This is a genomic window from Streptomyces sp. NPDC005202, from assembly GCF_040608235.1.
GTDB lineage: Bacteria > Actinomycetota > Actinomycetes > Streptomycetales > Streptomycetaceae > Streptomyces.
Window position 1 is genome coordinate 110,069 of the sequence record NZ_JBEXHW010000008.1, and the last position, 22,408, is coordinate 132,476.

At 70.0% G+C, this 22,408-nt stretch carries 21 protein-coding genes and 1 pseudogene; 10 read left to right on the forward strand and 12 right to left on the reverse strand.

Annotation, left to right across the window (positions count from 1 at the left end):
* Positions 1-21: 21 nt before the first annotated feature.
* The 4 genes from ABZV31_RS15440 to ABZV31_RS15455 all read right to left on the reverse strand — a co-directional run bounded on the left by ABZV31_RS15440 (position 22) and on the right by ABZV31_RS15455 (position 3,463).
* A complete protein-coding gene (locus ABZV31_RS15440) occupies positions 22-519 on the reverse strand; it encodes a GNAT family N-acetyltransferase (protein ID WP_355893304.1) in 498 nt (165 codons plus the stop codon).
* A gap of 92 nt (positions 520-611) precedes the next feature.
* Complete coding sequence (gene mctP / locus ABZV31_RS15445; RefSeq protein WP_355893307.1) at positions 612-2,240, reverse strand: monocarboxylate uptake permease MctP; 1,629 nt, start codon at positions 2,238-2,240, stop codon at positions 612-614.
* Positions 2,237-2,506, reverse strand: coding sequence for a DUF3311 domain-containing protein (locus ABZV31_RS15450; protein WP_355893310.1), 270 nt, complete (start codon positions 2,504-2,506; stop codon positions 2,237-2,239). Before ABZV31_RS15450 ends, mctP begins: the two co-directional genes overlap by 4 nt.
* Before the next feature lie 192 nt (positions 2,507-2,698).
* On the reverse strand, positions 2,699-3,463 hold the full coding sequence (locus ABZV31_RS15455) for a GntR family transcriptional regulator (RefSeq protein ID WP_355893313.1): 765 nt from the start codon (positions 3,461-3,463) through the stop codon (positions 2,699-2,701).
* Positions 3,464-3,902: 439 nt separating this feature from the next.
* Here ABZV31_RS15455 and ABZV31_RS15460 point away from each other — a divergent pair, with 439 nt between their 5' ends.
* The 4 genes from ABZV31_RS15460 to ABZV31_RS15475 all read left to right on the forward strand — a co-directional run bounded on the left by ABZV31_RS15460 (position 3,903) and on the right by ABZV31_RS15475 (position 8,573).
* Positions 3,903-5,183 carry an extracellular solute-binding protein gene (locus ABZV31_RS15460; protein WP_355893316.1) on the forward strand — a complete coding sequence of 427 codons (1,281 nt, stop codon included), beginning with the start codon at positions 3,903-3,905 and terminating at the stop codon, positions 5,181-5,183.
* A 73-nt stretch (positions 5,184-5,256) separates the two neighbouring features.
* Entirely contained in the window at positions 5,257-6,240 is a 984-nt protein-coding gene (locus ABZV31_RS15465; RefSeq protein WP_355893319.1) for a sugar ABC transporter permease, read from the forward strand.
* A complete protein-coding gene (locus ABZV31_RS15470; protein WP_355893321.1) occupies positions 6,237-7,082 on the forward strand; it encodes a carbohydrate ABC transporter permease in 846 nt (281 codons plus the stop codon). Before ABZV31_RS15465 ends, ABZV31_RS15470 begins: the two co-directional genes overlap by 4 nt.
* Positions 7,083-7,091: 9 nt before the next feature.
* Entirely contained in the window at positions 7,092-8,573 is a 1,482-nt protein-coding gene (locus ABZV31_RS15475; protein ID WP_355893324.1) for a glycoside hydrolase family 3 protein, read from the forward strand.
* A 274-nt stretch (positions 8,574-8,847) separates the two neighbouring features.
* On the opposite strand, the gene nagB is transcribed toward ABZV31_RS15475, so the two are convergent.
* Together nagB and ABZV31_RS15485 are read right to left on the reverse strand one after the other, a co-directional pair.
* The gene (gene nagB, locus ABZV31_RS15480; protein WP_355893626.1) at positions 8,848-9,633 is read right to left on the reverse strand and encodes a glucosamine-6-phosphate deaminase; all 786 of its coding nucleotides are present in this window, start codon (positions 9,631-9,633) and stop codon (positions 8,848-8,850) included.
* Positions 9,634-9,864: 231 nt separating this feature from the next.
* Positions 9,865-10,128: pseudogene (locus tag ABZV31_RS15485) on the reverse strand (SDR family NAD(P)-dependent oxidoreductase); the annotation flags it as partial.
* A gap of 97 nt (positions 10,129-10,225) precedes the next feature.
* Between ABZV31_RS15485 and ABZV31_RS15490 the strand changes: the two are divergent.
* The 3 genes from ABZV31_RS15490 (at position 10,226) to ABZV31_RS15500 (ending at position 13,257) form a co-directional block, all read left to right on the forward strand.
* Positions 10,226-10,876, forward strand: a complete 651-nt coding sequence (locus ABZV31_RS15490; RefSeq protein WP_355893327.1) for a TetR/AcrR family transcriptional regulator — start codon at positions 10,226-10,228, stop codon at positions 10,874-10,876.
* A gap of 430 nt (positions 10,877-11,306) precedes the next feature.
* Complete coding sequence (locus tag ABZV31_RS15495) at positions 11,307-12,773, forward strand: PAS domain-containing sensor histidine kinase (protein ID WP_355893629.1); 1,467 nt, start codon at positions 11,307-11,309, stop codon at positions 12,771-12,773.
* A gap of 22 nt (positions 12,774-12,795) precedes the next feature.
* Entirely contained in the window at positions 12,796-13,257 is a 462-nt protein-coding gene (locus tag ABZV31_RS15500; protein WP_355893330.1) for a hypothetical protein, read from the forward strand.
* A 171-nt stretch (positions 13,258-13,428) separates the two neighbouring features.
* On the opposite strand, the gene ABZV31_RS15505 is transcribed toward ABZV31_RS15500, so the two are convergent.
* Positions 13,429-13,686 (reverse strand): WhiB family transcriptional regulator, encoded by a 258-nt coding sequence (locus ABZV31_RS15505; RefSeq protein ID WP_003992873.1) that lies wholly within the window; start codon positions 13,684-13,686, stop codon positions 13,429-13,431.
* 321 nt (positions 13,687-14,007) lie between these two features.
* A complete protein-coding gene (locus ABZV31_RS15510; protein ID WP_355893333.1) occupies positions 14,008-14,976 on the reverse strand; it encodes a diacylglycerol kinase family protein in 969 nt (322 codons plus the stop codon).
* Positions 14,977-15,092: 116 nt separating this feature from the next.
* Between ABZV31_RS15510 and ABZV31_RS15515 the strand changes: the two genes are divergently transcribed.
* The gene (locus ABZV31_RS15515) at positions 15,093-15,551 is read left to right on the forward strand and encodes a hypothetical protein (protein WP_355893335.1); all 459 of its coding nucleotides are present in this window, start codon (positions 15,093-15,095) and stop codon (positions 15,549-15,551) included.
* 118 nt (positions 15,552-15,669) lie between these two features.
* Here ABZV31_RS15515 and ABZV31_RS15520 read toward each other — a convergent pair whose 3' ends face one another.
* From ABZV31_RS15520 to ABZV31_RS15530, 3 genes are all read right to left on the reverse strand, one after another.
* Positions 15,670-16,824 carry an RNA polymerase sigma factor SigF gene (locus ABZV31_RS15520; RefSeq protein ID WP_355893338.1) on the reverse strand — a complete coding sequence of 385 codons (1,155 nt, stop codon included), beginning with the start codon at positions 16,822-16,824 and terminating at the stop codon, positions 15,670-15,672.
* Positions 16,821-17,234, reverse strand: coding sequence for an anti-sigma regulatory factor (locus tag ABZV31_RS15525; RefSeq protein ID WP_355893341.1), 414 nt, complete (start codon positions 17,232-17,234; stop codon positions 16,821-16,823). Before ABZV31_RS15525 ends, ABZV31_RS15520 begins: the two co-directional genes overlap by 4 nt.
* A 247-nt stretch (positions 17,235-17,481) precedes the next feature.
* Positions 17,482-17,742: a UBP-type zinc finger domain-containing protein gene (locus ABZV31_RS15530; RefSeq protein ID WP_355893343.1), complete on the reverse strand. Its 261-nt coding sequence runs from the start codon at positions 17,740-17,742 to the stop codon at positions 17,482-17,484.
* A gap of 77 nt (positions 17,743-17,819) precedes the next feature.
* On the opposite strand from ABZV31_RS15530, the gene ABZV31_RS15535 reads away from it, so the two are divergent.
* Positions 17,820-19,415, forward strand: a complete 1,596-nt coding sequence (locus tag ABZV31_RS15535) for a Na+/H+ antiporter (protein ID WP_355893346.1) — start codon at positions 17,820-17,822, stop codon at positions 19,413-19,415.
* Between the two features lie 350 nt (positions 19,416-19,765).
* Here ABZV31_RS15535 and ABZV31_RS15540 read toward each other — a convergent pair whose 3' ends face one another.
* Positions 19,766-20,683: a pyridoxal-phosphate dependent enzyme gene (locus ABZV31_RS15540; protein WP_355893349.1), complete on the reverse strand. Its 918-nt coding sequence runs from the start codon at positions 20,681-20,683 to the stop codon at positions 19,766-19,768.
* Positions 20,684-20,983: 300 nt separating this feature from the next.
* Here ABZV31_RS15540 and ABZV31_RS15545 point away from each other — a divergent pair, with 300 nt between their 5' ends.
* Positions 20,984-22,390, forward strand: coding sequence for a family 2B encapsulin nanocompartment shell protein (locus ABZV31_RS15545; protein WP_355893352.1), 1,407 nt, complete (start codon positions 20,984-20,986; stop codon positions 22,388-22,390).
* Positions 22,391-22,408 lie beyond the last annotated feature (18 nt).

The following is a 22,408-nucleotide window of genomic DNA, read 5'->3' on the forward strand; positions in this document are numbered from 1 at the left end:
TCGCGGCGACTCCGGAGCGTGTCAGAGCGTCAACTCGTAGGTGAGCAGCGTGATGTGCGGGATCGGGTTCCAGTCGCGCTCGGGGGTGCGGACGAAGCCCAGGCGCTCGTAGATGCGGTGCGCGGCGTGCATGCTGCGCTGGGTCGACAGGACGATGCGGACACAGCCGTCCGTGGCCCGCGCCCGGTCGACGCAGGCCCGGACGAGGGCCTCCCCGGCGCCCCGGCCGCGGGCCGCCCGCGCCACCGCCAGCATGCGTATCTCAGCCTCTCCGGGCCCGGCGATGTCGGCCATGGGCCCGCCGGACGGCACGAAGGTGACTCCGCCGAGTACCTTGCTGTCCGCAACAGCCACCAGTACCTCCGCGGCGGCCGCCCGCTTGGCCACGTCCTTCAGCTCGCCGAGGTACTCGTCGCTCTCCCCGAAGTCGAGGAGTCCGTCCTGGAGGTAGGCCTGGGCAGTGATCTCACCGAGGGTGTCGTACTCGCCGGGTTCCGCCTGCCGGATCACGATGTCCATGCGCCCGAGTCTGCCGGACGGGTACGACAACGGGCCGCCGGATTTTCTCCGACGGCCCGTTGTCTCCGTACGACTCAGTGTCTCCGTACGACTCAGTGCGCGGTGCCCGCCGTGGCCGGCGGAAGCTCCACCTGCACATCCGGGTCGCCCGCGTCCACCGTGTAGTCGTCCGGCTTGGTCTCGTCGACGCCCTCCGGCGCCTTCAGCGCCTTCAGGACGAAGGTGAGGACCACCGTGACCACCACGTTGAGCACGAACGCCGTCAGGCCGATGTAGCCGATCTCGCCGATGCCAGGGATCTCCTTCGCCGAGCCGCCGAAGTGCTTCTGCGTCGGGGAGGCGACCCCGTACGCGGCGACCGTGCCGTAGACCATGCCGACCGCCCAGCCCGCGAGCAGGGCCCAGCGGTGGAACCAGCGGGTGAACAGGCCGCCGACCAGGGCCGGGAAGGTCTGCAGGATCCAGATGCCGCCGAGCAGCTGGAAGTTGATCGCCACCGTCTTGTCCATGGTCAGGACGAAGACCAGCGCACCGACCTTCACCAGCAGCGACACGATCTTGGAGACCCGGGTCTCTTCCTTCGGCGTGGCGTCCGGCTTGATGAAGTCCTTGTAGATGTTGCGGGTGAACAGGTTCGCGGCCGCGATCGACATGATGGCCGCCGGCACCAGCGCGCCGATGCCGATCGCCGCGAAGGCGACCCCCGCGAACCAGTCCGGGAACATGTTCTCGAACAGCTGCGGGATGGCCAGCTGCCCGTTCTGCACCTTCACGCCCGCCGCGATCGCCATGAAGCCCAGCAGCGCCAGCAGACCCAGCATCAGCGAGTACAGCGGCAGGATCGTGGTGTTGCGGCGGATCACCTCACGGCTGCGCGAGGACAGCGTCGCGGTGATCGAGTGCGGGTACATGAAGAGCGCGAGCGCGGAGCCCAGCGCCAGCGTGGCGTACGTCCACTGGCCCGCCTCCGGGGGAGCCAGCGCGCCCCGCGGCTTCCCCGTCGCCGGGTTGGTCTGCGCGAACGCCTGGCCCGCCTTGGCGAAGATGTCGTTGAACCCGCCCAGCTTGATCGGGATGTAGATGATCGCCACCGCGATGACGATGTAGATCAGCGCGTCCTTCACGAACGCGATCAGCGCGGGCGCGCGCAGACCCGACGAGTAGGTGTACGCCGCCAGCACGCCGAAGGCGATCAGCAGCGGCAGGTCCTTCACGAACCAGTTGGTGTTGTCGCCGCCGCCGACGCCCATGACGTCCAGCACGGCCTGGATGCCGACGAGTTGCAGCGCGATGTACGGCATCGTCGCGAGGATGCCGGTGAGCGCCACGGCGAGCGACAGGCCCTTGGAGCCGAACCGGCCGCGCACGAAGTCCGAGGTCGTCACGTATCCGTGCCGGTGGGACACCGACCACAGGCGCGGCAGGAACGTGAAGATCAGCGGGTAGACCAGGATCGTGTACGGCACCGCGAAGAATCCCGCCGCGCCCGTCGCGTAGATCGCCGCCGGCACGGCCACGAAGGTGTACGCGGTGTACAGGTCGCCGCCGAGCAGGAACCACGTGATCCACGTGCCGAACGAACGCCCGCCCAGGCCCCATTCGTCGAGGCTGTGCTCGTTCTCGGCCCGGCGCCAGCGCGCGGCCAGGAAGCCCATGACGGTGACGAGCAGGAAGAAGAAGACGCACACGCCGAGCGCGACGCCGTTGACGCCGTCCTTCACTTCGACGCACCCCCGTCCTGTGCGCGGGTGGTACGGGCGTGCTGGTCACGCTGCCACAACCGGTACGCGATCATTGTCAGGGCGGTGGAGACGATCACCCACAGCATCTGGTACCAGTAGAAGAACGGGATGCCGATGAAGGTCGGGTCCACTTTCGCATAGGACCCCACCCACAACAGCGCCACGAAGGGCGCGACGAGGCAGAGGGCTATGACGACCCGTACGGGCGTCACTGGCGCTCTGTTGATATCCGGGGCATTCGACATCTGGCGGCTCCGTCCCCTCACTGATCACCTGTGCAATGCGCAGGCAATCTAGGTCACGGTGCCCAGGAAACGGAACCCCTCGTCCGCATAACGATCGTCAGCAGCAGCGGAACCCCGCCCCTGGCCCTCCCCGTCCGAGCGGCGACGGGAGGAACGTAGAGCAGGAGCGGGAGTTGCGCCACACCGCGTGCGCTACTCCTGAGGGCGCTTGAGCCTCGCCACGAACTTGTAGCGATCCCCTCGGTAGACCGACCGGACCCACTCCACCGGTTGCCCCTCCCGGTCCAGCGAGTGCCGGGAGAGCATCAGCATCGGCAGGCCCACGTCGGTGCCGAGCAGGCCCGCCTCGCGCGGGGTGGCCAGCGAGGTCTCGATGGTCTCCTCGGCCTCGGCGAGGTGGACGTCGTAGACCTCGGCCAGGGCGGTGTAGAGGGAGGTGTACTTCACGAGACTGCGGCGGAGTGCCGGGAAGCGCTTCGCCGACAGGTGTGTGGTCTCGATGGCCATGGGCTCGCCGTTGGCCATGCGCAGCCGCTCGATGCGCAACACGCGCCCGCCGGGCGTGATGTCGAGCAGCTCGGCGAGCCGGTCGTCGGCGGTGATGTAGCCGATGTCCAGCAGCTGTGAGGTCGGCTCCAGCCCCTGGGCACGCATGTCCTCGGTGTAGGAGGTCAGTTGCAGCGCCTGCGAGACCTTCGGCTTGGCGACGAAGGTGCCCTTGCCCTGGATGCGCTCCAGCCGGCCCTCGACGACCAGCTCCTGCAGGGCCTGGCGCACGGTCGTGCGCGAGGTGTCGAACTCCGCCGCCAGCGTGCGCTCGGGCGGGACCGGCGTGCCGGGCGGCAGCGTCTCCGTCATGTCGAGCAGGTGCTTCTTCAGGCGGTAGTACTTGGGCACGCGCGCGGTACGGACGGTCGCCCCACCCTCGTTCTCCGCACTGCTGACGTCGGTGCTCATGCTCTGCCTTCCCGGCTCCAGTGCCGAAGCGACCGACATCCCCATCGGCCACGGCTCACATCGTGGCACGGCTTCGTGTGTCAGGTGGTCACCCGCACGCTCCGTGATCTCCTCTGTATACCGTCGTGACTCCGGTTGGTCTAGTCCATCGCGCGGCTCCGGGGTGAGTGGTCCACGCGGACGGACACCGGTGGTTCAGGGGAGCGGAGCCGTCCGTTCTGCCGGATGAGCAATGAAAGGTCCCTGCATATCGCGGTCCCGTAACGGACGTCTGGAGCGCGCCTGCACACCCTTGACAGCCCTATTGGTCTGGGCCAAGCTCCCCGTACTGGTCTACACCATTGGTCCAGGTCCCGGCCCCATGGGCGGTATGCGCGGGCAGGCCCCAGCTCAACCGCGGGGAGGCAGGGGGGTTTGTGGCATCCCTGAGGAGGGTGGCGTGAAGCGCAAGGTGATAGCCGCGATCGGTATCGCGGGCCTGATGGTCTCCATCGCGGCGTGCGGGAACGACAGCAAGGGCTCGGGCAAGGGTGGTGCGGACGCCAAGGAGCTGACCGTCTGGCTCACCGTGGACGCGCAGAACAACTGGCCCGAGCTGGTGAAGGCCGCCGACGCGGCGGTGCAGAAGAAGCACCCCGGCCTCAAGATCAAGCACGAGTACTACGGCTGGCCGGACAAGAACACCAAGCTGGACGCCGTCCTCGCCACCGACAAGGCCCCCGACGTGGTCGAGATGGGCAACACCGAGATGCTCGGCTACATGGTCAAGGGCGCCTTCGCCCCCGTCGACCCGGCGAAGTTCGACAACTCCTCCGCCTGGCTGGACGGCCTCAAGGCCTCGGTGACGTACGAGGGCAGGACCTACGGCGTCCCCTACTACGCGGGCGGCCGCGTCGCCAACTGGCGCAAGGACGTGTTCGCCTCGGTGGGCGTGAAGTCCGCGCCGAAGACCTACCAGGAGCTCACCGCCGCCCTCGACAAGGTCCAGAAGAAGGAGGGAGACAAGTTCAGCGCCTGGTACCAGCCGACCCGCGACTGGTACGCGGCCATGTCCTTCGTCTACGACGCCGGCGGCTCCATCGCGAAGCAGGAGGGCGGCCAGTGGAAGGCCACCCTCTCCTCGCCCGAGTCGGTCAAGGGGCTCAAGGAGTTCAAGAAGGTCGTCGACACCTACATGCACGGCGACAAGACCAAGGACGAGTCCGACCGCTACATCGTCTACGGCCAGGGCAAGTCCGGCATGATCTTCGGTGCCGCCTGGGAGGGCGCGACCTCGGCCGACCCGAAGAACGACAAGACCGGCAAGCTCAAGGACAACCTCGAGAACTTCGTGATGCCCGGCCCGTCCGGCAAGAACATGCCGGTCTTCCTCGGCGGTTCCGACCTCGCCGTCCCGGTGAAGTCCAAGGCGCAGGCCCTCGCCGCCGAGTGGATCAACGCCTTCACCGGTCCCTCCGGCCAGAAGGGCCTGATCGCCAAGGGCAACCTGCCCAACAACAAGACCGACCTCGCGACGCTGAAGAACGACCCCGCGACGGCGGTCCCGGCCACCGCGGCCGAGGCCAACTGGTTCGTCCCGATGGCCCCGGGCTGGGGCCAGGTCGAGAAGGCCCAGGTCCTGCAGACCATGCTGCAGAACATCGGCACCGACAAGAAGTCGGTCGAGGCCGCCGCCAAGGAGGCGGACGCCGCGATCGACAAGGTCATCAACACCAAGTGACCTGAGCGCAGGGCTCTGCCGTCGGCAGGGCCCTGCTTCTCGTACGACCTGAGGGACCGCTGAGGAGCGCGCGATGAGTGCCGCAGACACGACCACCCCCGCCAAGGTGCCGCCGCGGCAGGCGCCGTCACCGGGCCTCCCGGAAACGCCCCGCAGAAAGCGGACGTCGAGCGGGGCAGCGGTCCCCTGGCTGCTGCTCGCCCCCTGCCTGCTGATCCTCGCCCTCGTCATGGGCTATCCGCTGGTCCGCCTGGTCACGCTGTCCTTCCAGAAGTTCGGGCAGTCCCAGCTGTGGGGCTTCCAGCCGGCCGAATCGGTCGGCTTCGCCAACTTCTCCCACGTGCTCGGCGACGGCGAGTTCTGGGCCGTCGTCCTTCGGACGGTCGTCTTCGCGGCCGGCTCCGTCGTCTTCACGATGGTCGCGGGCATGGCTCTCGCGCTGCTGCTGCAGCGGGTCTCCGGCTGGCTGAAGACGCTGATCAACATCGTGCTGGTGGCGAGCTGGGGCATGCCCGTCATCGTGGCCACCACCGTCTTCAAGTGGCTCTTCGACTCGGACTACGGCGTCTTCAACGCGCTGCTCAGCAAGCTGCCCGGGGTCGAGATGATCGGCCACAACTGGTTCGCGAGCGGGCCGGAAGGCCTGGCCGTGATCATGCTGCTGGTGGTGTGGGGTGCCCTGCCCTTCGTCGTCATCACGCTCAGCGCGGGACTGACCCAGGTGCCCAGGGAGCTGGAGGAGGCCGCGCGGCTGGACGGCGCGGGTTCGTGGGGCGTCTTCCGCCACGTCACCCTGCCCATCCTCAAGCCGATCATCGTCATGCTCACGACCCTGTCGGTGATCTGGGACATGGGTGTCTTCCCGCAGGTGTTCGTGATGCGGGGCGGCCACCCCGAGGCGGAGTTCCAGGTCCTCAACACCTACTCCTACGACCGCGCCTTCGTGGTCAACGACTACGCGCAGGGCTCGGCGATCGCCCTGATCACCGTGCTGCTGCTGCTCGGCGTGGTCGCCGTCTACATGCGCCAGATGCTGAAGATCGGAGAGGTCGAATGAGCACCGTCGCGACTCCCGGGCGGCGCCGGACGTCGAGGCTCGGCTGGAATCTCCTCGGCCTCCTCGTCTTCGTCACCGCCGGCTTCCCCCTCTACTGGATGCTCAACACGGCGTTCAAGCCGGCCAAGGACGCCATCGACCCGGACCCGAGCCTGCTGCCCAACGGCCTCACGCTCGCCAACTTCCGCCGGGCGCTGGACATCGCCGACTTCTGGGGCCCGGTCGGGCGCAGCCTGGTCGTGTCCCTGACGGTGGTGGTGATCGGCATGGTCGTCGGCATGCTGGCCGCGCTCGCCATCTCCCGGTTCGCCTTCCGCGGCCGCAAGATCGTGATCGTGGGCATCCTGGCGGTGCAGATGGTCCCGCTGGTCGCCATGATCATCCCCGTCTTCCTGCTGCTGAACGACCTGAAGCAGTACGACAAGCTCACCGGTCTGATCATCACCTACCTGACCTTCATCCTCCCCTTCACGGTGTGGACGCTGCGCGGCTTCATCGTCAACATCCCCCGGGAGCTGGAGGAGGCCGCCATGGTCGACGGCTGCTCCCGCACGGGCGCCTTCATCCGGGTCGTCTTCCCGCTGCTGGCCCCCGGCATGGTCGCCACCTCCGTCTACGGCTTCATCCAGGCCTGGAACGAATACCTGTACGCCCTCATGCTGCTCAGCCAGGAACACCAGACCGCGACCGTCTGGCTCGGCAACTTCACCACCAAGCACGGCACCGAGTACGCCCCGATGATGGCCGGAGCCACGATGATGGCCGTGCCGATCGTCGTCCTGTTCCTCCTCGTCCAGCGCAAGATGGCCGCGGGCCTGACCGCGGGCGCCGTGAAGGGATAACGCCACCCGATGACGACATTCGCCAGCGGCACCGACACCCTCACGCGCGACGCGCTGACGGTCCTCCAGCCCGGCTTCACCGGGACCACCGCCCCCGACTGGCTGCTGCGCCGCCTGGGCGAGGGCCTGGCCTCGGTCGGACTGTTCGGCCGCAACATCGCCTCGCCCGAGCAACTGGCCGCGCTGACCGCCCAGTTGCGCGCCGAACGCGACGACGTCCTGGTCGCGATCGACGAGGAGGGGGGTGATGTCACCCGCCTGGAGGCGCGGACCGGTTCCTCCTTCCCGGGCAACCATGCCCTGGGCGCGGTGGACGACGTGGAGCTGACCCGGCAGGTGGCCCTCGAGCTCGGCCGCCGCCTCGCGGCCTGCGGGGTGAACCTCAACTGGGCCCCCTCCGCCGACGTCAACTCCAACCCCGCCAACCCGGTCATCGGCGTCCGCTCCTTCGGCGCCGACACCGACCTCGTCGCCCGGCACACCGCCGCCTACGTCACCGGCCTGCAGACCGCGGGCGTCGCCGCCTGCACCAAGCACTTCCCCGGGCACGGCGACACGGCGGTCGACTCCCACCACGCGCTGCCGCGCATCGACGCGGACGCGTCGGTGCTCCAGGCGCGCGAACTGGCCCCGTTCCGCGCGGCGATCGCCGCCGGCACGAAGGCCGTGATGAGCGCGCACATCCTGGTCCCCGCCCTGGACCCGGACCGCCCGGCGACCCTGTCCCACGGGGTGCTGACGGACCTGCTGCGCGGGGACCTGGGCTACGACGGCCTGATCGTCACCGACGGCATGGAGATGCAGGCCATCGCCGGCACCTACGGCATCGAGCGGGGCAGCGTCCTCGCGATCGCCGCCGGCGCCGACGCGATCTGCGTGGGTGGCGGCCTGGCGGACGACGAGACGGTACGGCGCCTGCGGGACGCCCTCGTCGCGGCGGTCCGCACCGGCGAACTGCCCGAGGAACGGCTGGCGGACGCGGCGGAACGGGTGCGCGGGCTCGCCCGCTGGACGGCCACGGCGGACGGAGCGAGGGGTGCCGTCGACACCGAGGTCGGCCTGCGGGCGGCCCGGCGCGCGCTGAAGGTCACCGGCGGGGAGTCCTTCACCCCGCTCACCGAACCGCCCTACGTCGCCGCGCTCACCCCCGTCGCCAACATCGCGGTCGGCGACGAGACCCCGTGGGGCGTGGCCGCGGAACTCTTCCGTCTCCTCCCCGGCACGGAGACGGGCAGCTTCGCCGGAGAGGACGCGGGGCACGCGGCCCTGGAGGCGGCCGGCGGCCGGCGCGTGGTGGCCGTCGTCCGCGACGAACACCGCCACCCCTGGATGGCGGCGGCCCTCGACACCCTGCTGGCGGCCTGCCCCGACACGATCGTCGTCGAAATGGGCGTACCCCAGGCAGCCCCGCGAGGCGCCCTCCACATCGCCACCCACGGTGCGGCCCGTGTCTGCGGCCGGGCGGCGGCGGAGGTCATCGCGGGGGCGTAGCCGGTACGACGAAGGTGCCGGGCCCCTGCTCACGCCCTCCGGACCCCCGCCCCGACGGCGAAGGTGCCGGTCACCCTCCCCCCTTCCCCAGCGGCGGCCGGCACCTTCGCCGTTCGTGCCCGCTGTGCCGCGAAGCCGTCATCGGGTGATTCGTACGTCACGGGGATGCCGTTCGCACGCAGTGACGTGTGGGGCGGCGCCGCGAGGCCTGCCGCAGGGCGCGGCTTCAGGACTTCAGCTCCGGGCAACCGGCGCCTTCATGCCTTCCGAGGGCCTAAATACCCTGCCAGTCGGGCTTGTTGGCGTAGGTGTGCCGGAAGTAGTCGGCCAGCTTCAGCTTGGAGGCGGCGGCCTCGTCGACGACGACCGTGGCATGCGGGTGGAGTTGCAGGGCCGAGGCGGGGCAGATCGCGGCGACCGGTCCTTCGACGGTCGCGGTGACCGCGTCCGCCTTGCCCTCACCCGTGGCGAGCAGCACCAGGTGCCGTGCCTCCAGGATCGTCCCGATGCCCTGCGTGATGACGTGGTGCGGCACCTGGTCGACGTCGCCGTCGAAGAAGCGCGCGTTGTCGATCCGGGTCTGCTCGGTCAGCGTCTTGATCCGCGTCCGCGAGGCCAGCGACGAGCACGGCTCGTTGAACCCGATGTGCCCGTCGGTCCCGATCCCGAGCAGCTGGAGGTCCACCCCGCCGGCCTCGGCCAGCGCCCTCTCGTACGCCTCGCACGCCGCCTGTACGTCCTCGGCGGTGCCGTCGGGACCCAGGAACGCCTCCATTCCGATCCCGAGCGGCTCCAGCACCTCCCGCCTCAGGACGGAGCGGTAGGACTCCGGGTGGTGGGACGGCAGCCCCACGTACTCGTCGAGCTGGGCGATCCGCGCGCGCGAGGTGTCCACGGCGCCGGAGCGCACCTTGGCCGCCAGCGCCTCGTAGATGGGCAGCGGCGTCGAGCCCGTCGCCACGCCGAGCAGAGCGTCGGGCTTGCGCCTGAGCAGCTGCGCCATGGCCTCGGCGATGAGCTCGCCGCCCGCCTTGGCGTCCGGAACGATGACAACTTCCACGCTGGGCCTGCCGATCTGAGGAGAGGGGACTGGACCCGGTAACGAGGGGCCGTGTGGTTTAGACCAATCTAACAGAGTGGGCCGGTGTGGCGGAGGGTCGACGCGACGGGCGGACATGAGCCGGTGTCGCGCCTGGGACACCCCGATCCGCCCTCCGTTCCGAGGCTCCGATGTGCCGATCCGCCCTCCACTCGGAGGCTCCGATGTGCCGATCCGCCCTCCTCTCTGTGGCACCAGGATGTCCAGCCGGTCCGCGTGCCGGTCGAACCCCGCCCACAGCGCCTCGCATCGCCTCGCCCCAACTCGACGCCGATCGCGAGCGCCGAGCCGCCCGCCGCCTCGATCGCGGTGACCGTCTCCTTCGCCGCCGCCTCGCTCCTGCCGTAGTGCACGGCGACCCGTGCCCCCGGTCCCGCGCCAGCCGCTTGGGATATTCCGCCCGATGCCCCGGCTCGCGCCCGTGACCAGCGCCGTCCTGCCCGTGAGCACGCCCATGTCCACGCTCCCTCCGTATTTCCCTAGCGTTCGCTACAGAAAAGACCGTACAACAGACCGCTGACATTTCCCTAGCGCCCGCTATAAAATGCACCCCATGGTGAGCAGTGAGGAGACCAGGCAACAGGAAGGGGCGGAAGCCCAGGCCGGGCCGGCGTCCAAGCGCCGCGGCCGCCCCCGCTCCTTCGACCGCGCGACCGCGCTGGAGAAGGCGATCCTCGCCTTCTGGGAGCACGGCTACGAGGCCACCTCTGTCTCCGACCTCACCCGAGTCATGGGTATCGGCGCCCCGAGCCTGTACGCGGCCTTCGGCGACAAGCAGTCCCTCTTTGCGGAGGTCGTGTGCGAGTACGGCGCGCGGTACGGCTCCTTCGGCGACCGCGCCCTCGCCGAGGAGCCCACCGCCCGGGCCGCCGTCGAGCGGATGCTGCGGGAGGCCGCCGTCGAGTACACCGCCCCCGGTCACCCGCGCGGCTGTCTCGTCATCCACGCGGCGACCAACTGCACGACCCCGGAGATCGAGGAGTCCCTGCGCGAGCGGCGCAACGCCAACATCGCTGCCTTCGAGAGTCGTATAAAAGAGGGTGTCGCCGCCGGGGAGCTGCCCGCGGACACCGACGCCGGCGCACTCGCCCGGTACGTCGGCGCAATCGTCCAGGGCATGTCCCAGCAGGCGCGCGACGGCGCGAGCCGCGAGGAACTCGAGGCGGTTGCGGAAATTGCCATGGCCGTCTGGCCCCGCAGTTGAGCCGAGCGGGCTAGGCTGCGGGGTGGATACTGGGACGTCCGACCACTTGGCCGAGCCGTCTCATGCCGGTGCAGCCGATCGGTGAAGAAACAACAACAACGTCTCCCCGCACATGGACAGGCGCGAGTGGTCTAGTCCAGAATGCCGTGAGAAGTCTCGAACAGCGCACGCCGCGGCACCGTCCGCGCACAAGATGTGAACGCACGAGCCTCCGTCTTCCCCGCACAGGAAGACGGACCGAGGAACCGGAGCTCTCTGCCCTGACTGCCCCGGCTCCTCATCCTCGGCCGACCGGGACCGCACACCCCACGGCCGATATTGCTCCGGGCTGCGGTGCCGGGAGGGTTGAGGGTCCCTCCCAGGCGCCGCGGCCCGCGGGTGTTTTTCGGGCAGGTACAAACGCCCAGGTACGCTCGCAGACGTGCCCTCCATGAACGAACTCGTACGCCAGCACACCGCGCTCGACGACTCCGACCTCGAGTGGCTCCACCTGCTGGTCTCGGAGTGGCAGCTGCTCTCCGACCTCTCCTTCGCCGACCTGGTTCTGTGGGTCCCCACCCGCGACGGCACCCGCTACGTCTCCGTCGCCCAGATGCGGCCCAACACGGGCCCGACCTCGTACCAGGACGACATGGTCGGCCACCTCGTCCCGCGCGGCCGCCGCCCCATGCTGGACGCCGCGCTGGACGAGGGCCGGATCGTGCGGGAGGGCGACCCCGAGTGGCGCGAGGAGGTCCCGGTCCGTGTCGAGTCCATCCCGGTACGACGGGAGGGGCGCGTCCTCGGCGTCATCGCGCGCAACACCAACCTGCTGACCGTGCGCACCCCGAGCCGGCTCGAGCTGACCTATCTGCAGAGCGCCTCGGACCTGGCGCAGATGATTGCGGCCGGCGCCTTCCCGTTCCCGGACCAGCAGGTCGACATGGACGCCTCGCCGCGCGTCGGCGACGGCCTGATCCGGCTGGACGCGGACGGCATCGTCCAGTACGCCTCACCGAACGCGCTGTCGGCCTACCACCGCCTCGGCCTCGCCGCCGACCTCGTCGGCCACCACCTCGGCCAGACCACCGCCGAACTCGCCCCGTCCCGGGCGCCGGTGGACGAGGCGCTCGTCAAGGTGGCCAGCGGCTGGGCGCCCCGCGAGTTCGAGATCGAGGCCAACGACGGGGTAATCCAGTTCCGGGCGATCCCGCTCAAGCCCAAGGGCACGCGCATCGGTTCGCTGGTGCTGCTCCGGGACGTCACCGAACTGCGCCGCCGCGAACGGGAGTTGATAACAAAGGACGCGACGATCCGGGAGATCCACCACCGGGTCAAGAACAACCTCCAGACGGTCGCGGCCCTGCTCAGGCTCCAGGCCCGGCGTATCGATTCCGCACGCGGCCGGGAAGCCCTCGAAGAGGCGGTACGGCGGGTCGGGTCCATCGCGATCGTGCACGAGACGCTCTCCCAGAACCTCGACGAGCGCGTGGAGTTCGACGAGATCGCCGACCGGGTGCTGGCGATGGTCGCCGAGATCTCGCCGGGCAGGGTCACCGGCCGGCGCAGCGGCCGGTTCGGGATCCTGGACGCCGAGGTCGCGACCCCGCTGTCGATGGTGCTGACCGAGATCCTGCAGAACGCCCTGGAGCACGGCTTCCGCGAGGGCGAGACCGGCACGGTGGAGGTCTCCGCGGTCCGCGGCGGCACCTCGCGCGAGTCCCGCCTGCTCGTCACCGTCCAGGACGACGGCGTCGGGCTCCCCGAGGGCTTCGACCCGCACCGCTCCGGCAACCTCGGCCTGCAGATCGTGCGGACCCTGGTCGAGGGCGAGTTGGGCGGCACCTTCGACATGGTCCCGGCCCCGGGGCGCGGCACGCGCGTGATACTCGACATTCCGGTACGGGCGCACAAGTAGCGCACTTCAGGGGGGACTTCGGATGAGTGGCGACGTGGGCGTCGACATCGAGGAGTGGGCGAGCGGGGCGCGTCCGGCCATCCGAGCCATGGTCGGGAACCTCGGCGGTGACCTGGCGGCCTTCGACCGCGATCCGCTGACGGCCGCACCGGTCCTCGACGAGTTCGTGGCCCGGTTGCCGTGGCAGGAGTTCGAACAGGACGACTGGGCCTGGATCCACGCGCAGTTGGCGGCGTTCAGCGCGGAGGTGCTCGTCCAGAGCTACGGGGGAGTCTACGGGGGAGTCTACGGGGGAGTGTGGAAGGCGGTACCGGACGCCTCCGCTCCGGAGGGCTGGACCCCCGTCGTCGAGTTCGTCGGCAGTGACCAATTCCCGCGTCGGGTCGCCCCCATGACGCTGGTCCACGAAGAGCTCCACCCCGTGCCGCAGCGGATCCCACGCCTGGTCGAGCGGGCGGTGAGCCTGGCTGGGCACCGCCTCTGAAGACTCCCCGCACAGCAAAGAGCCCCGGACCTTGTTCGGTCCGAGGCCAGTGCTCGCTGCTGCTCGTTTGCTAAGCGCATCGGGGGATACTGCGCGCTGCGGCTCGGGGGCGGGAGATGCGTACTCGCTGTACGCGCCGCCAAGCTCAGGCTGTCAGCGGGGTGGGTTGTGTCAGGCGGAGGCCTGACGGGCCCGGTTGCGGGCGGCGCGGCGCTTCATGGCGCGGCGCTCGTCCTCGCTGAGACCACCCCAGACGCCGGAGTCCTGGCCGGACTCGAGCGCCCACTGCAGGCACTGCTCGATAACCGGGCAGCGACGGCAGACGGCCTTGGCTTCCTCGATCTGCAGCAGCGCAGGACCGGTGTTGCCGATGGGGAAGAAGAGCTCGGGGTCTTCCTCGCGGCAAACGGCGTTGTGACGCCAGTCCATGGCTGCTACCTCTCCTTGGTATTTCGTGCAGGGTTGCTTGTGAATGTGAACGCTTTCACGAATCCCTCAACAAGTGAAGGGCCGACCGTCAGGTTTCCCTGGCGTGGTCCTTGGGATTGAAGAGGGGTTCCGGTGATCTCTGGGGCCCAGTGTGACGGGCCGCCCCGATCGCCACGTAGAGACTCGCAAACCTCAGCGGCGGATACAACCCCTTCCGGAAAGTTTTTTTTGATTCCTCGGTGTCGACTAGGTCACAGCCGTACTTCCATGGGGTGGATCCTGGCCTAAACGTTCGAGTGAAAGGACTTTAGCCCCTTCCGCTCACACAATCACACGCAGTGCACGGCGTACGCCTGTGAACGTCACGCTCGTTCGCAGCCCCAGGTGGTCACCGTCCATCTGGAGGGGCAGTGGCACCTTCGAATGCAAGGTGAACTCGCTCAGGTCGTGCAGCGAGACGGCGTGCCTGCCGTGGGGTCCGCGCTCCGGGGACGAAGTGAGCAACTGGGTGCCATACCGGGCAACCGCGGCGGTGGAAAGACGGCTGAGACCGAGCACGTCGAGGCCTGTGTCGAACGAGGCCTTGGGTGAGGTGTACATCGGGCGATTGCCCAGATACGTCCAAGGCGAGGTGTTCGAGACTATGGCCACCACCAGGTCGGTGACCGAAGCCTCGCCGGGCCGCTCCAGCGTGATCGTCCCGTGCCGGCGGTTCGGCTCGCCGAGGAACTGGCGGAACACCTGGCGCACGTACAGGGCGTGCGTGGACTTCTTGCCACGCTCCCGCTGCTGTTCGACGCGCCCGACCACGCCCGCGTCGAAGCCGAGCCCCGCGTTGAAGGTGAACCAGCGTGCCGGGACCGCCTCGTCCTCGGTCCCCGGCGTCCCGGAGGTCAGACCCAGGCCGACGGTGCGCTCGCTGCCGTCGCGCAGGGCGTCCAGGAGGGCGCCGGTGGCCTCCACGGCGTCGTTCGGCAGGCCCAGGGCGCGGGCGAAGACGTTGGTGGAGCCGCCGGGGACCACGGCGAGGCGGGGCAGACGCTCCGGATCGGGGCCCCGGTGCAGCAGGCCGTTCACGACCTCGTTGACAGTACCGTCGCCGCCGAGGGCCACGATCAGCTCGACGTCCTCGCTCTCCGCGGCCTGCCGGCCCAGGTCGCGTGCGTGGCCGCGGTACTCGGTGGTGACCGCCTCCAGCTTCATCTCGCTGGCGAGCGCGTGGATCAGGACGTCGCGCGTACGTGCGCTTGTGGTGGTAGCCGCCGGATTGACCACGAGAAGTGCACGCATGGGGTGCAGCGTACCTACTGGGCGGTACTCGGCCCAGACCGAGGTAGGGATCCGGTAAGAGATCCGGGCGTGAGCCTGGACACGGGGGCGGGTGCGGCGAGGGCTACCCTTCAGGGGTGAGCAGTGAGCAGAACCCCACCCCCGAGACCTCGGACGCCGCCGGACCGCGCCCTCGGCGGCTGACCTACGCGGCCGCACTGGCGGCCCTGGAGGGGCTCGCACTGGTCGTCGGCGGGGTCTGGATGCTCGTCCTCGGTGTGACGGGCGACTCGAGCGGCCGCCAGCAGGCCGTGACCGGCGGGATCACCTTGATCGTGCTCGCGCTGCTGCCGCTGCTCGCGGCCCGCGGTCTGCTGATGCGGCGCAGCTGGAGCCGGGGGCCCGCAGTCATCACACAGATCATGGCGCTGCCCGTCGCCTACAACCTGCTTCAGGCCGACAGCGTGGCCATCCCGGCCGGCATCGCTCTCGCGGTCGTGGCGGTGGCCGCGCTGGTGCTCCTCGTGAACCCGGCGACGACCCAGGCCCTCGGCATCAAGGGGCCGGGGCGCGCGCAGGAACCCAAGCAGCAGTAGTCGTACGCGGCGCGGAGGAACCCAAGCAGCAGTAGCCGCACGCAGCTCGTGGGCCGCAGCAGTACCGCATGCATCGTGGGCCGCAGCAGTAGCCGTACGACTGCCGCTCTTCCTTCCTCTACTCCTCCACCAGCAGCTTTTCCCGCAGCTGGGCCAGCGTCCGTGCCAGCAGTCGGGAGACGTGCATCTGCGAGATCCCGACCTCCTGCGCGATCTGCGACTGGGTCATGTTGCCGAAGAACCGCAGCAGCAGGATCCGCTTCTCGCGCGGCGGAAGGTCCTCGAGCAGCGGCTTCAGCGACTCGCGGTACTCCACGCCCTCCAGCGCCTCGTCCTCCGCGCCGAGGGTGTCCGCGACCGCGGGGGACTCGTCGTCCGTGTCGGGGACGTCCAGGGACAGCGTGGAGTAGGCGTTGGCGGACTCCAGGCCCTCCAGGACCTCCTCCTCGGAGATGGCGAGCTTCTCGGCGAGCTCGTGCACCGTGGGGGAGCGGCCGTGCAGCTGGGACAGCTCGGCCGTCGCCGTGGTGAGCGAGAGACGCAGCTCCTGCAGGCGGCGCGGGACGCGGACCGCCCAGCCCTTGTCCCGGAAGTGCCGCTTGATCTCGCCGACGACCGTCGGGGTCGCATACGTCGAGAACTCGACGCCGCGGTCCGGGTCGAACCGGTCGACCGACTTGATCAGGCCGATGGTGGCGACCTGGGTGAGGTCGTCCAGCGGCTCGCCGCGGTTGCGGAAGCGGCGTGCGAGGTGCTCGACGAGCGGCAGGTGCATGCGGACCAGCTGGTTGCGCAGCTCCGCGTACTCCGGGCTGCCCTCCTTCAGGGTGCGCAGCTCGACGAACATCGCGCGTGCGCCACTGCGGTCCTGAGGGCCGTGCTGCGTGCCGTGCACGTTCGGCACGCCCGGCTCGTCATCTCGCTCGTGCTCGCTCATCGTCCCGCCCGTTGCCCTTCCCCGAGCGCTCGTCTCCGCTCGGGCAGGAGAGACCCCGCTCCGCCCTTGTGGAGGCGCGCCCTGCACGGCACTGTCCTGATCCCGCTGCCCGCCACCCGGGAAGCCGACCTCCAAGGAGGCGCCCTCCGGATGCTGCCTGGCCTGCTCGGGGATGCCGTCGATGCCGCCCGCCGTGCGCCGAGACCCGACCGACCCGCTCGGGCCGCCCTCTCCCAGGCCCCCGGCCGCGCTCGAGCGGGGCGAGATCCCGTCCTCGGCCGGCAGCTTCCGTGTGCCGCGCTCTTCGTCCCGCACCGGCCCGTCCCCGTCCCTCACGCCGACCCGGGTCCCGCGCCGCGTTGTTTGTAGAGGCTGATCGAAACGGTTTTGTCCTTGTCCACGGCGGAGGAGACCTTGCCCGCCAGGGCGGACAGGACGGTCCAGGCGAAGGTGTCCCGCGAGGGGGCGTGACCGTCCGTGGTCGGGGCCGAGACGGTGACCTCGAGCGAGTCGTCGACGAGCCGGAAGACACAGCTGAGCACCGAGCCGGGCACGGCCTGCTGGAGCAGGATCGCGCAGGCCTCGTCCACCGCGATGCGCAGGTCCTCGATCTCGTCGAGGGTGAAGTCCAAACGGGCCGCGAGGCCGGCCGTGGCCGTACGCAGCACCGACAGGTAGGCACCCGCAGCCGGCAGCCGGACTTCCACGAAGTCCTGGGTCGCGGGCTCGCCAGCGATCTGGGACACCCTCACCTCCAAGGTGGTACAAGCTTTCTCAGGGCCGAGGGTCGCCCCCCGGGGTAACGCGGTACGTGGTTCAGCGGTGACGCTATCGCGCTATCGACTTTCCTGTCCCGGGACCCCAACCCCTTGCTGTCACTTATAGTAAAACTACGGATACGCTCCGTGGCTAGGGGTCTGCGGGCCCAAATGGGAACAGCGCGCGCCGGATTGACGTACCCAGACGTCAGACGGTCGAACCGTCCGGAGCTGGTCACACGAGCACGTGGTCCACGAAGCACCAATGCCAGTCCTCACCGGGCTCGAAGGTCCGCATCACCGGGTGCCCGGTGTCCTTGTGGTGCTTCGTCGCATGCTGCCCCGGCGAGGAGTCGCAGCATCCGACGCGGCCACAGGTCAGGCACAGCCGCAGCTGCACCGGATGCGTGCCGTCCGCCAGACACTCCGGACACGTCTCGCTCTGGGGTCCGGGCTCCGGATGCGGCAGCGTGCCGGCGTGCGTGCACTGTTTCATGATTGCCAGGTTACGACGGGCGTGCGGGTGGCCGCGCGGAAAAGAGGGCGGGCGAGGACGATGGGTGGGCGAGAACGATGGACGTGATGCCGCTGCTGTTGCTGGTGGCGGGCAGCGCCGCGGTGGCCGGGGCCGCCCGGCGCACCCCCGTGTCGGCACCGCTGCTGCTGGTCGCCGCCGGGCTGGCGGTCTCGTACGTCCCCGGGGTACCCGACTACACCCTCGACCCCAACGTGGTGCTGCCGCTGCTGCTGCCGCCGCTGCTGTACACGTCGGCCGTCGACAGCTCCTACCTCGACCTGCGCGCGCAACTGCGGCCCGTGGCGCTGCTCTCGGTCGGGTACGTGCTGTTCGCGACCTTCGTGGTCGGCTGGGCCGCGTACCTGATCGTGCCGGGGCTGCCGCTGACGGCGGCGCTGGTGCTGGGCGCGGTGGTGGCGCCGCCGGACGCGGTCGCGGCGACGGCGGTCGCCCGCCGGGTCGGGCTGCCCTCGCGGATCACCACGATCCTGCAGGGCGAGTCCCTGCTCAATGACGCCACCGCGATCACCGCCTACAAGGTCGCGCTCGCCGCCGCCGTCGGCGAGGGCGCGACCTGGGCCGGGGGAGTGGAGAAGTTCCTGATCGCGGCGGTCGGCGGCGTCGGGGTCGGGCTGGTGCTGATGGCGCCGCTCCACTGGCTGCGCACGCACCTGAAGGAGGCGCTGCTGCAGAACACGCTCTCCCTGCTGATCCCGTTCGTCGCCTACGGCGTCGCCGAGCAGCTGCACGCCTCCGGCGTCCTCGCGGTCGTCACGGTCGCCCTCTACCTCGGGCACCGCGCGTGGGAGGTCGACTTCGCCACCCGGCTCCAGGAGGAGGCGGTGTGGAAGATGGTCGCGTTCATCCTGGAGTCGGCGGTGTTCGCGCTCATCGGGCTGCAACTGCCGATCGTCCTGAGGGGACTTGGGGCGTACGAGGGCACCGAGGCCGCCTGGTACACGGTCGCCGTTTTCCTGGTGGTGGTCGTCACCCGGTTCGTGTGGGTGTATCCGGCGGCGTTCCTGCCACGCCTGCTGTCCCGGCGCGTCCGGGAGCGGGAGGAGAGCCCCACCTGGAGGGGCGCGATGGTCACCGCGTGGGCGGGGATGCGGGGCGTGGTGTCGCTGGCCATCGCCTTCTCGATCCCGGTCAGGATGCACAACGGTGCCCCCTTCCCGCAGCGCAACCTGCTCCTGTTCCTGACCTTCACGACGGTCATCGGGACGCTGGTGGTGCAGGGCCTGACGCTGCCGCCGCTGATCCGGCTGCTGAAGTTCCCCGGCCACGATCCGCAGGCCGCGACACTCGCGGAGGCCAACGCCCAGGCGCAGGCGTCCCGGGCCGCCGAGCGGCGCCTGGAGGAACTCCTCTCCGACGAGCGCAACGCCCTGCCCCCGCCGCTCGCCGACCGGCTCCGCACGGTGCTGGAACGTCGGCGCAACGCTGTCTGGGAGCGGCTCGGCCAGGTCAACCCCGTCACCGGCGAATCGGTCGACTACACCTACCGCCGCCTGTCCCGCGAGGTGATCAGCGCCGAGCGCGCGATCTTCGTACGCCTGCGCGACGGCCGCTACATCGACGACGAGATGCTGCGCACACTGCTGCGCAGGCTGGACCTGGAGGAGGCGGCGGCCTATCGGGAGGCCGCGTAAGGGTACTGGGGAGGTGGGGACGGGTTCGGGGGGACCTGAGTCCGGGGCAGGGCTGTGGGGCAGGGTGCGGGGACGGGGCGGGGAACCGGGCCCCGGAGGTGGCGGGGATCCGGGGGCCCGGAGGGGGCGGAAGCGTGGGGGATGCGGCGGCCCAGGGGCAGGACTTCGTTGTGCGGGGCCGCGCGGGCAGGGGCCGTGGGGTCTCTGAGCCCGAGCAGGTCAGGACTGCGCGGGTCAGGGCCGCGTAGGGAGGGCGGGAGGACGGCGGTAGGGAAGGGCGAGAAGGACGGCGGCAGGGAAGGGCGTGAAGGGCGGCGCGGGCCGGCGGGCGGGGGAAGGGCCGGGAGGGGTCAGGGGCGGGTGGGGAAAGGGCGGCCGGTGATGATCGCTGCGATTGTCGTTCCGCGCGGGAAGGTGCCTTCGTCGGCCAGGGCGACGAGTCCGTACAGCAGCTTGGCGACGTAGAGACGCTCGACGGGGACGCCGTGGCGGTGGGCGAAGTCCTCCGCGAAGGCGTCGAGTTCCGGGGTGCTGCGGGCGTAGCCACCGAAGTGGAAGCGGTCGTCGAGCGACCAGGTGCCCCGACGGGCGCCGAAGGCCTGCTCCTGCAGCGCCTGTGTGTCGGCGCTCAGGAAGCCTCCCCTGAGGACCGGTATGCCCAGGGCACGCTGGCCGGGGTCCAGCCCGGCGGCCAGTCCGGCGAGGGTGCCGCCCGTGCCGCAGGCCACGGCGACGACGTCGGCGTGACCGCGGAGCTCCTCGCCGAGGGCGCGGCAGCCGCGCACGGCGAGGCTGTTGCTGCCGCCCTCGGGGACGACGTGCGCGTCGTCCGCGGCGACCGCGCGCAGGATCGCGGCGAGGGTCTCCGGCTCGGTCTTGCGGCGGTACGTCGACCTGTCGACGAAGTGCAGCCGCATCCCGTCGGCCGCGCACCGGGCGAGGGAGGGGTTGAGGGGACGGTCGGCCAGCTCCTGGCCGCGGACCACGCCGACCGTGGGCAGGCCGAGGAGCCGGCCCGCGGCGGCGGTGGCGCGCAGGTGGTTGGAGTACGCGCCACCGAAGGTGACGATCGTCCGGCCGGCCGCGGCCTCCAGGTTCGGCGCGAGTTTGCGCCACTTGTTGCCGATCAGCTCCGGGTGGATCAGGTCGTCGCGCTTGAGGAGGAGACGGAGGCCATGGCGGGTGAAGCGTTCGTCGGGGATCTCCTGCAGGGGTGACGGAAGCCGGGGGTGCAGGGCGGCGAGATCGGCGGCGGCGCGGCTGGTCACCCAGCCATTGTCACCGTCCAGCCGCGGCAGTCGTGCCGCAGGACGGCACCGGTGGCACCCCCTGCTTGAAGAGCCTGGGGGTGGTGCCCAGTCGGCGCCGGGTGGCGCGACCCGTCCCCGTGCACCGACGTGCTGCTGCCGGACGCCGCGGGACGGACCCCCATGTGTGCCCGGGACGGAGATGATCCATTCCCGCTCTTTCGGGTAATGGCACGGACACGCTCCGTGATGGAAGGCTGGCGCACGCAGATCGATGCCCGGTGTCGACCGTGCCGGGCACGAACGGGAGGGCAAATTTCTATGTCGGTAGGCGAAGAGGTCCCCTCGGAGCAGGACCGGCCGCAGCAGAGCCTCGGCACCGCGGCCGCGCGGAACCTGGCCACCACCACCAAGTCCGTTCCCCAGATGCAGGAGATCAGCTCGCGCTGGCTGCTGCGCATGCTGTCGTGGGTCGATGTGCAGGGCGGCACGTACCGGGTGAACCGGCGGCTTGCCTACGCCGTCGGCGACGGCCGTATCACCTTCGTGAAGACCGGCGACCGCGTCGAGGTCATCCCCGCGGAACTGGGCGAACTGCCGGCGCTGCGGGCGTACGAGGACGAGGGGGTGCTCTCCGAACTCGCCCAGCGCTGCCGGCAGCGGGAGATCGGCGCGGGCCAGGTGATCGCCTCGTTCGGCAACCAGGCCGACGAGGTGTACCTGCTGGCGCACGGCAGGGTCGAGAAGGTCGGCACCGGCCCCTACGGCGACGACCAGGTCCTCGGCGTCCTCGCCGACGGGGCGTACTTCGGCGAACAGGCGCTGCTCGACCCGGACGCCATCTGGGAGTACACGGCCCGCGCGGACACCGCATGCACGGTGCTCATCCTGTCCCGCCGGGACCTCGAGCAGGTGGCGGAGCGCGCCGACTCCCTGCGCGACCACCTCCAGCGGCAGCGCTCGATCCCCGCCCAGCGCACCAACAAGTACGGTGAGAAGGCGGTCGATCTCGCCGCCGGCCACAGCGGTGAGCCGGACATTCCACACACCTTCGTCGACTACGAGCCAAGGCCCCGCGAGTACGAACTGAGCGTCGCCCAGACCGTCCTGCGCATGCACACGCGCGTGGCCGACCTCTACAACCAGCCGATGAACCAGACGGAGCAGCAACTCCGGCTCACCGTAGAGGCGTTGAAGGAGCGCCAGGAGCACGAGCTCATCAACAACCGGGAGTTCGGCCTGCTCCACAACTGCGAGTACGACCAGCGGCTCCAGCCGCACAACGGCGCGCCGAGCCCCGACGACATGGACGAACTGCTCAGCCGGCGGCGCAGCACCAAGCTGTTCCTCGCCCACCCGCGCGCGATCGCCGCGTTCGGCCGCGAGCTGAACAAACGGGGACTGGTCCCGGAAACCATCGACATCGGCGGCAACCGGATCCCCACCTGGCGCGGTGTGCCGATCTTCCCGTGCAACAAGATCCCGGTCACCGCGGCTCGTACGAGCTCGATCATCGCCATGCGTACCGGCGAGGAGGACCAGGGTGTCATCGGACTGAGGGCGACCGGCATCCCGGACGAGATCGAACCCAGCCTGTCCGTGCGGTTCATGGGCATCAACGAACAGGCGATCATCAAGTACCTGGTGACGGCCTACTACTCGGCGGCGGTCCTGGTGCCGGACGCGCTCGGCGTCCTGGAGAACGTCGAGGTCGGCCGTTGGCGCTGACACCTCCCGCCCGCGCGC